This window comes from Streptomyces sp. NPDC060198 (genome assembly GCF_042728415.1).
In the GTDB taxonomy this organism is placed as follows: Bacteria; Actinomycetota; Actinomycetes; order Streptomycetales; family Streptomycetaceae; genus Streptomyces.
Window position 1 is genome coordinate 1 of the sequence record NZ_JBHWZJ010000260.1, and the last position, 10,013, is coordinate 10,013.

General features: G+C 73.3%; 11 protein-coding genes and 5 tRNA genes. 8 read left to right on the top strand and 8 right to left on the bottom strand.

Annotation, left to right across the window (positions count from 1 at the left end; all coding sequences use genetic code 11):
- On the bottom strand, positions 1-1,082 hold a 1,082-nt coding region (locus ACFWEP_RS25445; RefSeq protein ID WP_387373196.1), incomplete at its 3' end, for a serine/threonine-protein kinase.
- 604 nt (positions 1,083-1,686) lie between these two features.
- Here ACFWEP_RS25445 and ACFWEP_RS25450 point away from each other — a divergent pair.
- From ACFWEP_RS25450 to ACFWEP_RS25460, 3 genes are all read left to right on the top strand, one after another.
- The gene (locus tag ACFWEP_RS25450; RefSeq protein ID WP_387373198.1) at positions 1,687-1,893 is read left to right on the top strand and encodes a hypothetical protein; all 207 of its coding nucleotides are present in this window, start codon (positions 1,687-1,689) and stop codon (positions 1,891-1,893) included.
- 300 nt (positions 1,894-2,193) lie between these two features.
- On the top strand, positions 2,194-3,156 hold the full coding sequence (locus ACFWEP_RS25455; RefSeq protein ID WP_387373200.1) for a phosphotransferase: 963 nt from the start codon (positions 2,194-2,196) through the stop codon (positions 3,154-3,156).
- Between the two features lie 66 nt (positions 3,157-3,222).
- On the top strand, positions 3,223-3,513 hold the full coding sequence (locus tag ACFWEP_RS25460; protein WP_387373202.1) for a zf-TFIIB domain-containing protein: 291 nt from the start codon (positions 3,223-3,225) through the stop codon (positions 3,511-3,513).
- Positions 3,514-3,630: 117 nt separating this feature from the next.
- Here ACFWEP_RS25460 and ACFWEP_RS25465 read toward each other — a convergent pair.
- From ACFWEP_RS25465 to ACFWEP_RS25485, 5 genes are all read right to left on the bottom strand, one after another.
- Positions 3,631-3,705 (bottom strand) — tRNA-Val (locus ACFWEP_RS25465).
- Between the two features lie 23 nt (positions 3,706-3,728).
- A tRNA-Val gene (locus ACFWEP_RS25470) sits at positions 3,729-3,800 on the bottom strand.
- 21 nt (positions 3,801-3,821) lie between these two features.
- Positions 3,822-3,893, bottom strand: a tRNA-Val gene (locus tag ACFWEP_RS25475).
- A 1-nt stretch (position 3,894) separates the two neighbouring features.
- Positions 3,895-3,968, bottom strand: a tRNA-Cys gene (locus tag ACFWEP_RS25480).
- A gap of 38 nt (positions 3,969-4,006) precedes the next feature.
- Positions 4,007-4,079, bottom strand: a tRNA-Gly gene (locus tag ACFWEP_RS25485).
- A gap of 146 nt (positions 4,080-4,225) precedes the next feature.
- On the opposite strand from ACFWEP_RS25485, the gene ACFWEP_RS25490 reads away from it, so the two are divergent.
- Together ACFWEP_RS25490 and ACFWEP_RS25495 are read left to right on the top strand one after the other, a co-directional pair.
- Positions 4,226-5,266, top strand: a complete 1,041-nt coding sequence (locus tag ACFWEP_RS25490; protein ID WP_387373204.1) for a chorismate-binding protein — start codon at positions 4,226-4,228, stop codon at positions 5,264-5,266.
- Positions 5,267-5,343: 77 nt separating this feature from the next.
- Positions 5,344-6,186, top strand: a complete 843-nt coding sequence (locus ACFWEP_RS25495; protein ID WP_387373206.1) for a GNAT family N-acetyltransferase — start codon at positions 5,344-5,346, stop codon at positions 6,184-6,186.
- Positions 6,187-6,374: 188 nt separating this feature from the next.
- Here the strand turns inward: ACFWEP_RS25495 and ACFWEP_RS25500 are convergent, their stop codons facing one another.
- On the bottom strand, positions 6,375-6,890 hold the full coding sequence (locus ACFWEP_RS25500) for a DsbA family protein (RefSeq protein WP_387373208.1): 516 nt from the start codon (positions 6,888-6,890) through the stop codon (positions 6,375-6,377).
- A gap of 211 nt (positions 6,891-7,101) precedes the next feature.
- On the opposite strand from ACFWEP_RS25500, the gene ACFWEP_RS25505 reads away from it, so the two are divergent.
- The 3 genes from ACFWEP_RS25505 to ACFWEP_RS25515 all read left to right on the top strand — a co-directional run bounded on the left by ACFWEP_RS25505 (position 7,102) and on the right by ACFWEP_RS25515 (position 9,176).
- Positions 7,102-7,566: a hypothetical protein gene (locus ACFWEP_RS25505; RefSeq protein WP_387373209.1), complete on the top strand. Its 465-nt coding sequence runs from the start codon at positions 7,102-7,104 to the stop codon at positions 7,564-7,566.
- A 272-nt stretch (positions 7,567-7,838) separates the two neighbouring features.
- Positions 7,839-8,858: a LacI family DNA-binding transcriptional regulator gene (locus ACFWEP_RS25510; RefSeq protein WP_387373211.1), complete on the top strand. Its 1,020-nt coding sequence runs from the start codon at positions 7,839-7,841 to the stop codon at positions 8,856-8,858.
- A gap of 162 nt (positions 8,859-9,020) precedes the next feature.
- Positions 9,021-9,176: a hypothetical protein gene (locus tag ACFWEP_RS25515; RefSeq protein ID WP_387373213.1), complete on the top strand. Its 156-nt coding sequence runs from the start codon at positions 9,021-9,023 to the stop codon at positions 9,174-9,176.
- A 111-nt stretch (positions 9,177-9,287) separates the two neighbouring features.
- Here ACFWEP_RS25515 and ACFWEP_RS25520 read toward each other — a convergent pair whose 3' ends face one another.
- Positions 9,288-9,860: a CGNR zinc finger domain-containing protein gene (locus ACFWEP_RS25520; RefSeq protein WP_387373215.1), complete on the bottom strand. Its 573-nt coding sequence runs from the start codon at positions 9,858-9,860 to the stop codon at positions 9,288-9,290.
- Between the last annotated feature and the right edge of the window lie 153 nt (positions 9,861-10,013).

Genomic DNA, 10,013 nt, shown 5'->3' on the forward strand with positions numbered 1-10,013 from the left:
GTCCGGGGCCGTACGGCCCCCGGACGGGACGCCCCGGGACCCGGTCGGGAGGCGGACACCGAAGCCGAGGACGTGCTCCCGGACGTTCCCGGACCCGCCGGGGCGGACGCGGGACGACGGCCTTGCGGTGAACGCCCGGTCGGCGGCCCCTCGTGCCTGCGTGTCTGCTGCTGCTCGGTGTACGGACCGTCGAGCCTGCCGGTGGGCCGGTCGGCCTCGTGCGCCGAACGCTGGACGGGCGGACGGCTCTCGTGCAGCCCTTGTGCCTCGCGCGCCGCGATCTCCTTGAGCCGCATCGACAGCTGCAGGGTGCTGGGCCGCTCCTCCGGGTCCTTCGCCAGACACGCCCGCACCAGCGGAGCGAGTGCGTCGTGGACCTCGGCGAGGTGCGGCTCCTCGTGCACCACCCGGTACAGCATCACCTCGGAACTGCCGTGCCCGAAAGGGGAGTCCGCCGTCGCCGCGTACGCGAGGGTGGCGCCCAGCGAGAAGACGTCCGTCGCGGGTGTCACCGCCGCGCCGCGCACCTGTTCCGGCGCGAGGAACCCGGGGGAGCCGACCGCCGTACCGACGTGGGTGAGCGTGCTCGCCCCGGTCGCCCAGGCGATACCGAAGTCGATGATCCGCGGGCCCTTGGGGGAGAGGAGGATGTTCGACGGCTTGAGGTCCCGGTGCACCACTCCGGCCTCGTGGACCGCGACCAGGCCCTCGGAGAGCGCGGCCCCGATCGAGGCCACCTCCGAGGCGGACAGGGGGCCCTCCTCGGCGACCTTGTCGTGCAGCGAAGGACCCGGTACGTACTGCGTGGCGAACCAGGGCCGTTCGGCGTCCAGGTCCGCGGCCACCAGCCGGGCGGTACAGCCGCCGCGGATGCGCCGCGCGGCGGACACCTCGCGCGCGAACCGGGACCGGAACTCCTGATCCTCCGCCAGGTCGGGCCGGATCACCTTGAGGGCGACCCGCTGTCCCCGCCGGTCCGAACCCAGGTAGACGACACCCATCCCGCCGGCCCCGAGCCGCCGGTGCAGCCGGAACGAGCCGACGAGACGCGGGTCCTCGCGCCGGAGCCGCATCATCGCCATCGTCTGCCCATCCCCGCTGCCTGGTCCGCCTGACGAGGCACAGCTTACGTACCCGGCGCCCGGCGCGCTCAGAGGCCGCGCCTTCACCGGGGATTCGATTGTCCGTGCCGGACAGGACGCGTGAAGAACGGTCAGCAGTAAGCCGATCCGGGCGATTCCCTCCCCGGCCGGGTCCAAAGGGGCATCGGTGTGCGGGGATTGGTGCCTCGCCGCCGTACTCCGGACGGCCCGGGCGCCGTCCCCCGGGCCGTCCGGCCCGCATCGCGCGAGCCCCGGGGCCCGGCTCCCTCGCCGCCGGGGGAGCAGGGCCGGGAGGACGCGGCGTGAGTGATGTCACCCGTCGTGCCGTGTTTCCGGACGGACACCGCCCGCGGCCGCAAGGCTTCCCCGCCCGGCGGCTCCGGCCCGCCTCCGCCCCCGTACACCCCGTCTCCACCCAGGGGAGTACTCCGGCTGCCCATGGCTCATCCTCCTGGAGGCCCGCCGATCGGTACGCGGGCATGACGCCCGTCCGGCCCGCTCTCCCTAGGCTGGGAACGAACGAGGGCGGAACCCTCCCGGCCGGGACGGGCCGCCGACGTTCACCTCGGTCAGGAGAGGAACCATGCCGGACACGGCCACGCGGACCACGCTCCGCGCGCAGGGACGCAAGGCGTACGAAGCGTTCGGCGGCCGTCCGTCCGGTACCCGCCACCCGCTCGTGGCGGTGGCCATGGTCCTTCCCCTGGCGGCACTGCTGGTGGTCGTCTTCGGCGGCTGGGAATCAGTGGTCGCACAGGCGTCGTCCGTGGGCGTGATGATGGGGCGCTGACCGGCGCCTCCCGGTCCGGAAGAGCGGTCCGGACCGGACATCCGGCCAACAGCCCCGTGGGGACGGGGGTACGGCGGACGGCAGCGTTTGTCCGGCCGGCTGGGGAGCCGGCCGGACAACGCGCTCTCCCGAACCGCCACAGGGTGCGGACCGCGCGCCGAGGGCCCGCGCCGGGGGACCCGCGCGCACCACACACCACCGCAGGGGCCGAAGAGCGGGCCCGGGGACCTGCGCACACTCCGGGCCGCGAAGCCCGCCCCGCTAACCTGGGGCTTTGCCACCACTCTTGCCGGGGGACCCGTGAGCAGCGCCGAGGTCGTACGCACACTGGGCGGGCTGGCCCACGCCGCCGCCCACCCGGTCTCCGGCGCCCGGTGCCCCTGTCCGCCGCCCGCGGTGCTCGCCGACCGGCCGGACGGAACCGTCGTCCGCAGCGGCGGAGTCGTCGCGAAGGCCCACGCCCCCGGTACCGGCGGCCCGGATTTCGCCGCCCGCCTCGCCCTCGCCGCCGCGCCCGCGCTCCGTGGCGTGCTGCTGCCGCCGCTCCCCGCACCGCACCCGCTCCCGCATGCGGACGGACGTCCCGTCACGCTCTGGCCGTACGGAGACCCCGTCGACCCCGGGGACCACGAGGCGGCTCCCTGGGAGGAGGCGGCCGTCCTCCTCGCCCGCCTCCACCGCACCGCGCCCCGGGTGCCGCTCCCGCCGATGCGGGGGCCCGCCAAGGCGGCGCTCGCCGTCGCCCGGATGCGGGCGGCCCGCTCCGCCGACCCGGCCCGCGGAGCGGTCCTCGCCGCCTGGGCGGCGTTGCCCGGGTGGGCCCGCGACGAGGCGCCGGCTCCGGAAGGCCGAGCGGGGTTCCTCTGCCACGGTGACCTCCACCTCGGCCAGCTCGTCCGCCACCCGGCCCCGCACGGCCCCTGGATGCTGATCGACATCGACGACGCGGGGACGGGCGACCCCGCCTGGGACCTCGCCAGGCCCGCCGCCTGGTACGCCGCCGGTCTGCTGCCCGGGACGGTCTGGACGCGGTTCCTGGGCGCCTACCGGGCGGGGGGTGGTCCCGCCGTCCCGCCGGTGGGCGACCCCTGGCCCGAACTCGACGTGCCCGCCCGGGCCCTCACGGTGCAGACCGCCGCCCTCGCCCTCGCCAAAGCGCAGGAGCAGGGCCGGGAGCCCGACGAGGTCGAGCGGATGATGACCGACGCGTGCGCCCGTATCGCCTCGCTCCCGCCCGAGTTGGCGGCCCGCCGCACGTCGTAGGGTGAACCGACCGTCGTCGGGCAGGAATTCCGGTGGCGGACCACCGAACGGCGAGGAGCCGAGCCGATGATGCAGTGTCCGAAGTGCCACGCCCAGATGCACACGTACAACCGCAATGGTGTCCAGATCGAGCAGTGCAGCGGCTGCCGGGGGATATTCCTGGACTTCGGCGAGCTGGAGGCCCTGACGCGGCTGGAGTCTCAGTGGACGCAGCAGGCGCCGCCCGCGCCGCCGGCCCCGCAGGCCTACCCGGCCGCCGGCCCCGCGTGGGGCGCGCCGCAGCAGCACCACGGCGGCGGCCACTACGACCACCACCACCGCCAGAAGAGCTTCGGCCGGATGCTCTTCTCCTCCTGAGCCGGCACAGCCGCCCGCCGGTCACGCCGGGCGGCACCTCCGGACCTCCCGAGGTGCTCCGGAACGCGACGCCGACACAGCGAAAACCCCGGTCGTGGAGACGACCGGGGTTTTCCGTGGTGCGCGATACTGGGATTGAACCAGTGACCTCTTCCGTGTCAGGGAAGCGCTCTCCCGCTGAGCTAATCGCGCAGGGTGAACCTGCGTGTGCTGCGTGCGCGATACTGGGATTGAACCAGTGACCTCTTCCGTGTCAGGGAAGCGCTCTCCCGCTGAGCTAATCGCGCGGGAAGATCCTTGCGGATCAGTGGACGATACTGGGATTGAACCAGTGACCTCTTCCGTGTCAGGGAAGCGCTCTCCCGCTGAGCTAATCGTCCTTGGAGGTGGAGACGGGATTTGAACCCGTGTAGACGGCTTTGCAGGCCGTTGCCTCGCCTCTCGGCCACTCCACCAGAATCAGGGGTTTCGGGAAGATCCCCCTTTTCCTGCGAGCGGACGACCAGGTTCGAACTGGCGACCTCAACCTTGGCAAGGTTGCGCTCTACCAACTGAGCTACGTCCGCTTGTCTTTCCCGTTTCGCTTGCGCGTCCCGGCGACGTGTTGAACTCTAGCGGATTCCTGGGCCAGCACAAAAACGCGTTTGCGCAGCGTGCTGCGGCCCCCTCGCTCCACCCCGGTCCGAGGGACCCGCGACCTACACTCGACCGCGTGTCCGACATTGCCCCCATGGCCCGCTTCGGCGGCCTCGTAGCCTTCGACCTCCGGGACGTGACCAGCGATCCGGAGGCCCTCGACTCCGCCGGCTTCTGGGCCGTCTCCGCGGACTTCGAGGGGCGTGTCGTGTGCGCGCGCTTCTCCTCCCTACGCGAGGAACCGGTGCCCCCGCCCGTCCCCGGGGCCTGGCGCGGCCCCGGCCCGGGGGAGTGGACCTCCTCCATGGACCGTGAGTCCTACCAGGAGGCCGTACGCCGCGTCCGCGCGCACATCGCGACCGGCGTGGTCTACCAGGCGAACCTCTGCAGGGTGCTCTCCGCGCCACTGCCCGATCCCGACCGCGCCGACGTGGACGCGCTGACGGCCCTTCTCGCGCGTGGCAACCCCGCCCCCTACGCCGGCACCCTCCGGCTGCCCGGCCACGGGATCGAGATCGCGACCGCCTCCCCGGAGCTGTTCCTCTCGCGCGACGGGCGGACCGTCGAGTCCGGGCCCATCAAGGGAACCGGGCGCACCGAGGCGGACCTGCTGGAGAAGGACCACGCGGAGAACGTGATGATCGTCGACCTGGTCCGCAACGATCTGGGCCGTGTCTGCGCCACCGGCACCGTGCACGTCCCCGATCTCTGCGTGGTGGAGAAGCACCCCGGACTGGTCCATCTCGTCTCCACCGTGCGCGGGGAGCTCGGCGACGGTGCGGGCTGGCCCGAGCTGTTCGGCGCCGCCTTCCCGCCCGGTTCGGTGAGCGGGGCTCCCAAGTCCAGCGCGCTGCGGATCATCGAGGAACTGGAGACCGCGCCCCGCGGCCCCTACTGCGGCGCGGTCGGCTGGGTCGACGCCGACCGGTCGACCGCGGAGCTGGCGGTCGGCATACGCACCTTCTGGATCGACCGCACCGGACCCGTGCCGCTCCTGCGCTTCGGCACCGGAGCGGGCATCACCTGGGGCTCCGACCCCGCGCGGGAGTGGGACGAGACCGAGCTGAAGGCCTCCCGGCTGCTGGCCGTGGCGTCCGGAGCCCGCCCCGCCCCCTGAGGGTCGTCCACCGGACGGCGGCCCGCTTCCGGGGACGGGGGTGACCGGGAGGCCCCCGGGCCGGTAGAACGGGTCCGGTGACCACGACCCTGCGGCCGACCGGGCCGACCCAGCAGAGCGCCGACGGCGCGCGGAGCCGTACGTACGACGTGTGCGACAACGGGCGGCCCGTCGGTGCCGTGACCCTCTCCACGGACCCGGCCTTCGGCCCGGCCGCCGGGGTCCTCGAAGGTCTCCGCGTCGAGGAGCACCGCCGCCGCCGGGGGCGGGCGATCATCGCCTCGCTCGCCGCCGAGGAAGTGCTGCGGGAGTGGGGGTGCGTGGAGGTGCGCGCCGAGATCCCGGCGGGGAACGAAGCGGCGCTGGGGCTCGCCGCCGTGCTCGGCTACACCGAACGCGGCCGGAACATGGAGAAGGCGACCGCCCTGACGGCCGCCGTGCTCCCGCCCGGTCTGGCGGGGCGCCCCATGCGGCCCGCGGAGTTCGTACCGTGGCTGGCCACCCGCCACGAGGAGTACGCACGGGAGTGGGCCGAGCGCGGTGTCCCCGAGGAGCAGGCCCGCCACAAGTCGGAGACCGACCACGCGCGGCTCCTCCCGCTGGGCCTGGCCACCCCGGGCGCGTACATCGACGTCCTGGAGCGCGAGGAGGACGGCCGGGCCGTGGGCCACGTCTGGGTCGCAGGCCGTCCCGCCGGGCCCGGCGAGTCCGTCGGGCACGTCTTCTACGTCGAGGTGGACCCGGAGTTCCGGGGGCGGGGGTACGGCCGCGCCCTCATGGGACTCGCCGACGACATGGCGCGGAGCGCGGGCTTCGACCGGATCGGGCTGCACGTCTTCACGTCGAACACGCCGGCCCGCAGACTCTACGAGTCGCTGGGGTACGAGCCCACCTCGTACAACCTCGTGAAGGCGCTCTGAAGCGTGCAGCGAAAGTCCCGCCTGTCCGCCCTCCGGGCGGACGGCGCCACTTCCGCGACACGCTTCAGGTGTATCGACCCGTGAGGTCGGGGACACGGCTTGCGGACCGGCAGGCTTCCGGGCGACGGGCTCCAGGACGCCGGCAGCCCGGGAGAGGAGCCCTGCGGGCCCCGGCCTGCCGGGCCCGGTCAGCCCTGGGCCGCGAGCAGCCGGTCGACGATGGACTCGATCCGCTCGCGCAGCCCGTCCTGGCTTTTCCCGCCGTCGAGACGCTCGTCGCCGACGACGTAGGTCGGGGTGCCTGTCACTCCGATCGCCTTCCCCTCGGCCTGGTCGGCGTCGACGATCAGCAGATGCCGGCCGTCGATCAGTGCGGTGTCGAACTCCTCGGCGTCCAGGCCGAGTTCACCGGCGATCTCCAGCAGCAACGGTTCGCCCGCTCGGGACAGCTCGGCGGTCCGCCCCAGTACCGCCTCGATGTACGGCCAGTCCTTGCCCTGGGCCGCGGCCTCCTCGGCGGCCTGGGCCGCCGCGTACGCGTGCTTGTGCTTCTCCAGCGGGAAGTGCCGCAGCCGGATCTCGACGCGGTCGCCGTACCGGGCGCGCAGGGCGTGCACGTCGGTGAGGGCGCGGTGGCAGTCGGGGCATTCGAGCTCGCACCAGAGATCGACGACGACGGGGCTTGCGGGGGTGGAATCGCTCATGCGGCCAGTCTTCCAGCAGGCGCGGAGACCACCCAATCGGCGACCTGCCGGCGCCGGTCCCTCCCCGGGGCGCTCCACCAGCAGGTGCGGGACACCCCTCAGGAGGAGCCGGACCCCGAAAAGTCCCTGACGATCGGCCGATGCCATGGCCCGGTCCACGGCGGCCGGTGCACGATGGAGGGGACGTCCGTTCCTGCCGCTGGAGGCTCCGATGATTGCCGAGACCATTTGTTCCGCGGCTTCGGCGGCGGGCCTGGGGATCGCCGCGGTGACGGCCTACCGCAAGAGGTTCCTCGCGGCCGCCCGGATCGCCGCGTACTCGCTCGTCCCGATCGGTCTCGTCCTGACGGGCGTCGTGGAATGGGTGGCGGGCATCGCGTTCAAGCCGAGCGTGTGGATCGGCTTCGTACTGCTCGGCGCCGCCTGGCTGCTCTTCGTCACCACGCGGGCGGTGGAGCGCCGCCGCGGGCTGACCCGCGAGGAGCGCAAGGCCGCGCGCAGGGGCGGGGAAGGCGACAGGATCGCCCCGGCCGCCTCCGCGCCCTCCCTCCGACCGGTGGCTACCGGACAGCGCCCCGGCACCCGTCCCGGGACGAAGCCCGGCGAGACGAAGAAGACGGAGCCGGGGGACGACTTCAGCGACATCGAGGCCATCCTGAAGAAGCACGGCCTCTGAGCCGTCCACGGCCCCCGTGCCCGGCCCGTCGGCGTCCGCGTCGGCCTGAATTGATTCAGAAGCCACGGGGAAAGCGGTGCGCGGCCCCGCACTGCGACGGTGGAAGGCCCTAGCGGTCCGATGCCGGAGGAGTGGGCTCCCGCCCGCGGATTGAATCATTTCATGAGCCCGCCCGGGTCCCGGACCGGCGAGGGTTCTCCGTACGATGGGGAAAATCTGCCGACCGGGCACGGCGGCCGAGGGCAGCGGCGGGCATCAGTGGGGCAGGACAAGTGGCGCGTGTGGCAGGGATCAAGGATGTGGCCCGGCGGGCCGGCGTCTCGGTGGGCACGGTCTCGAACGTCATCAACCGGCCCGACGCGGTGCTGCCGGAGACGCGCGCCCGCGTCGTCGCCGCCATCGAGGAGCTGGGTTACGTACGGAGCGAGTCCGCCCGCCAGCTCAGGGCCGGCCGCAGCCGCATCATGGCGCTGCTCGTCCTCGACATGGGCAACCCGTTCTTCGTGGACGTGGCCCGGGGCGCCGAGCGTGCCGCCCGGAAGGCCGGCCTCGGGGTCATGGTCTGCAACAGCGACCAGAACCCGGCCGAAGAGGCCGAATACCTCGGCCTCTTCGCCGAACAGCGGGTCTGCGGCGTTCTGGTCACCCCGGCGGACGCGAGCGGACGCAATCTGGAGTCGTTCGGCCGCCACCGGATTCCGTTCGTCCTGGTCGACCGGGTGGCGTCCGGCCCGGACTCCTGCTCCGTCTCCGTGGACGACGTACGCGGCGGGGCGCTGGCCGTGGGCCACCTCCTCCAAGCAGGCCACCGGAGCGTCGCGTACGTCAGCGGCCTCGGCGATCTCCACCAGATCCGCGATCGCCGGGTGGGGGCCCTCGCGGCCCTCGCCGAGGCGGGTCTGCCCCCCGAGGCGCTCGTGGAAATCTCCTCCGACCGGCTCGACGTCGCGGCCGGCCGCGACGCCGGCGCCCGGCTGCTCGGCCTGGTGCCGCGTCCCACCGCCGTCTTCTGCGCCAACGACCTGCTCGCCCTCGGCGTCCTGCAGGCGCTCTACGCGGCCGGGGTGCGCGTGCCGGAGGACGTCGCCATCGTCGGGTACGACGACATCGAGTTCGCCGCGGCCGCCGCCGTCCCGCTCACCTCCGTCCGGCAGCCCGCCGTCCGGATGGGGCAGCTCGCGGCGGAGCTGCTTCTGGAGGAAGCGGACGACGACTCCGGCACCCACGAGCACCGGAACGTACTCCTCCAGCCCGAACTCGTCGTCCGGTCCTCCAGCGCCGCCCATCGCTGACATGGCCGACCCCCGACGCGGCTTCCGACGCCGCGGCCAGGCGAACGCCCGGAGGGAAGTCGTACGCGTGAGCGATTTTTGCACTTCTTCGAGGTGAACTCCCGGTCCCAAAAGCTGGGTTGATCAACGCGGCGGCCCCGGCTGGGTCATGATCGCTACGAAATGTTGGACACATCCCAGGGCGAAGCCCCCGCACAGACCGCCGAAGAGCCGCGTGGCTGCCTCTTCGCTCTCTCCCAGCCGCCGCTGATGATCTTCCTCACGGTGGTCGGCGGCCTGATCCTCATGGCCGCACTGCACGATCTCTTCCTGCTGTGACCCGGATACGCCCCGTGAGCCGGGGCCGCCCCGGCGACGTGCGACGCGCCGGGAACCGGGGGCGGGCCGTGCCCGCCGGGCCGTGTGCCGGGGCGGGCTGGGCGGGCCCGCTCAGCCGGTCGCTTCCTTGCGCCGGGCCCGGTACGCCGCGACATGGAGGCGGTTGCCGCAGGTGCGGCTGGAGCAGTAGCGACGGGAGCGGTTGCGCGAGAGGTCGACGAACGCCCGGCCGCAGTCCGGAGCCTCGCAGCGACGCAGCCGCTCCTGCTCACCCGTGACCACGATGAACGCCAGCGCCATGCCGCAGTCGGCCGCCAGGTGGTCGGCGATCGACGCACCCGGTGCGAAGTAGTGGATGTGCCAGTCGTACCCGTCGTGGTCGGTCAGCTGCGGAGTGGTACCCGCGGCGGCGACCAGTTGGTTGACGAGATCGGCCGCGCCCCGGGCGTCCGTGGCCGCGAAGACCGCAGCGAACTTCGCGCGTACGTCCCACACCGCCCGTAGGTCCTTCTCGCCGAGCCGGTCGACTCCGCTGACGCGATGGTGTGCCGCGAAGGCGTGCAGCTCCGTCGTCCCGGCGATCTTGTCCGAGGGCCCGCCGTCGGGCGCCCCGCTCTCCGGTGCGGTGTTCACCAGATCGACCACCGTGTCGAGGGCGATGCGGATGTCGTGTGGGATCAGCACGCTTGGCTCCCTGGCCTCCGGCGGGCGCAGCGCCCGCAGATGCGGGCAGACTCTACTGGCTCGCACCGCCCACGCCGGGGCCGGGACCGCGGCGGGGGCCGACACCGTAGCCAGGAGCCAGGAGCCAGGAGCCAGGTGCCCGGAGCCGTGGCC